This is a genomic window from Albidovulum sp. (assembly GCF_049646345.1).
GTDB lineage: Bacteria > Pseudomonadota > Alphaproteobacteria > Rhodobacterales > Rhodobacteraceae > Albidovulum.
The window spans coordinates 1-2,663 of record NZ_JBARVQ010000664.1; the positions used below are offsets into that span (position 1 = coordinate 1).

A 2,663-nucleotide genomic window follows, 5' to 3' on the forward strand; every position below is an offset into this window, starting at 1 on the left:
ATCTCGAGCGCAGTCTCAACTCGACTACGCGCCATCGCAGCCCTGATGTGCGTAGGGTCGGCTTCATCCGCGCCGAAACCCCAAGCCGCCACCGCATCACCAAGCCCCATGTCAAACGCCCCGCCAGAGGCCCGCCCGACATCGCGCCCGAGCACCAAGACATCCAGCAACCGCGCTGGGACCGCCTGCCATACGCCGACAGGTGCCGCATTCAGGCGCATCAGGTCGCTGTCGGGTTTCCACGTGGACATCTGTGCGTCCACTTCATCCACTGCAGTCTGTAGCGCCCCGCGCGCGGACTCCGGATCAAAGCTTGGGTCTGCATGGAACTGCGCTGACCAGCGCGTGCCCATTGTTGGCCCATGCAGCGCGTAGCGAGTTGGATCAGTAGACATCTTCGACATAGCGGCCCTCTGCCCTCAACGCCTGCGGCGTCAGTCCCATTGGTTTCAGAATATCAGCCAGCGCATCCGTGACGCCGGTCGCCATGCCGCGCCCGCCGCAGACCATGATGCGTGCTCCGTCTCGGATCAGGCGGGCCACTTCGGTCCCTTCAGCACGCAGCGTGTCCTGCACGTAGCTTGGGTTGGCCGCGCGAGAGACCGCGGTGTCCAGACGGGTCAGACGACCCTCGGTCTGCCAATCTGCAAGGTCTTGCCCGTACAGAAAGTCATTCTGTGGATGGCGCATGCCAAAGAACAGGTGAATAGGACGATGTCGTTTGTTGCCACGAATGAACCCCGCCAGCGGGCCGATGCCCGTGCCGGCACCGATCAGGATCAGAGGCGCGCGGCCCTTGCCCGGTTTGAAGCCGGGATTGCGACGGATATATCCCTTGGCCGTATCCCCTGGCGCAAGCTGCGTCAGTTGCGCAGAACACAGCCCGCTTGGCTGACGCTTCACGACGATCTCGACGAACCCGTCGCGCCGGTCAGAAGCCAGAGAATACAGACGCGGGATTGCGGAACCTTCTGGCACGATACCCAAAAGGTCACCCGCCTCAAACCGGGCAAAGCCTTGCCCTGTCAATTTTTGCCAAAGTGTCACGCGTGGCAGTGCAAAGCGCAGGATTGCGGTAGGTGCCTGCATTTCCGCCGCGTAGTCGCGGCGCGAAACCAGAGTCAGCATCTCGGTTGGGGGCACAATGGGCTGGTGGACCAGTTCAAGGTTAATGCCAAGCGCCTGACCCAACAGACGCCCCCAGCGCGCGAAATCCTGCGGCGACTGGCGGTCGATGGTGTCGAAGGGCAAAAGCATGTTCCAGCCCCGCGTTTTAGCCATTTCCGCAACCCTTTGGGCGTAGCCGCAATACTCCGGATAGCTGCGATCGCCAAACCCAAGCACTGCAATCGGTGCTGCGGGCGCGGTTCCCAGCGCTTTCAGACGATCAAGGAACCCTTTGGCGGTTTCCGGCGCATCGCCGTCGCCATAGGTTGCCGCAAGGATCACGAACCGCTGTGCCTTGGCGTGGTGCGCCAGATCAAAGTCGGACATTGGCCCGACATGCACTGTTTGCCCTGCCGCTCTCAGCGCCTGATGAAGCGTCGCCGCAAAACCCCAGGTGCTGCCCCCTTCGCTACCTACCAGAAGGATCGTTTCCGCCTTGGCGGCAGGCAGGTTGCCGGGAATGCGCGGTCTGCTGCGTCGTCCTGCCAGCCAGACAAGGACACCCGTGACCCCCAACACTGGTACGCCCAGTGCCATCAGTCCTAGGAGGATCCCAAGAAAGGCCGCCCCCTGACCGGTATGCAGCATGTAGATCGTTTCCGACACATTTTCCCAACCGGTCAGATCGGTCCAGCCCAACGCTGCACCTGTCCCCTGATCCAGATATCCTGTGCCCTGATCCGTCTTCAGGGTGAAGACGTCGCTGGCATCGCCCGGATAGGGAAAGTTCAGTTCGCGCAGTTCGGCCACAGGGGTCTGTCCCAGCAACTCGATGGATGTAATCGATATTCCAGTCTCGCCGCTGACATCATTCGGGAAAGCCGGTGCGGATGACGTGATGGGAAGCAGGTCGAAGGTCGAGGCCGACATCCAAAGCGCCGTCATCGACGATAAGGCAAGACCCAGAACCGCGACGCGCGCAATCTCGACATGCAGTCGTCCTGACAAAGGGCCGCGCAAAGGCGCGAACCAGCGCCGCCAGCCTCCGGCACGGCGCGCAACGAGGACAGACCCCGAAACGGAAAGGATCAGCATCGCCGCCGCACCAAGGACCATGGCAATCCGACCGCCATAACCCAGAAACAACGACCGGTGCAGGTTGGTCAGCCAGCGCTCGACCTGATTGGGGTCGGCAGACCCCACGCCCGCGCCCGTCGCCGGATCAATCACCGCCGCCCCCGGCGTGCCATCCAAAAACCAATATGCCGTGATCTGACCCGGCGGGGACCGCCGGATCTGCTCGACACCGGGATAGGCGGTCTGGATGCGGGCCGCGAGCGTCGCCACGCTCAGCCCGGTTTCCGCCTGCGGCGCGGTCAGGCGCTCTGCCGCCGGAAAGACCGAAAGCGCAGCCCCACTCAGCGTCAGAACAATGAGAAGGGCAGCGGCCAGAAGACCCGGCCAACGGTGCAAAGCGCGGATCATCGCCGGGCCTCCTTACATGTCGTAGGTGAAATCAGCGATGTAGCGGCGCCCTGTGATCGGCGTGCCTGCAC

General features: G+C 62.9%; 2 protein-coding genes. Both read right to left on the bottom strand.

The window, feature by feature from the left end; all coding sequences use genetic code 11:
- The coding region (locus WBB85_RS17385) for an FAD:protein FMN transferase (RefSeq protein ID WP_432639856.1) at window positions 1-404 on the bottom strand (404 nt) is incomplete at its 3' end.
- Window positions 385-2,592 (bottom strand): PepSY domain-containing protein, encoded by a 2,208-nt coding sequence (locus tag WBB85_RS17390; RefSeq protein ID WP_432639857.1) that lies wholly within the window; start codon window positions 2,590-2,592, stop codon window positions 385-387. The genes WBB85_RS17390 and WBB85_RS17385, both read right to left, overlap by 20 nt.
- Window positions 2,593-2,663: the final 71 nt, after the last annotated feature.

Bases quoted from the DNA above. Each gene is read 5' to 3' on its own strand.
- WBB85_RS17390 (WP_432639857.1), bottom strand. From the start codon at position 2,592: ATGATCCGCGCTTTGCACCGTTGGCCGGGTCTTCTGGCCGCTGCCCTT.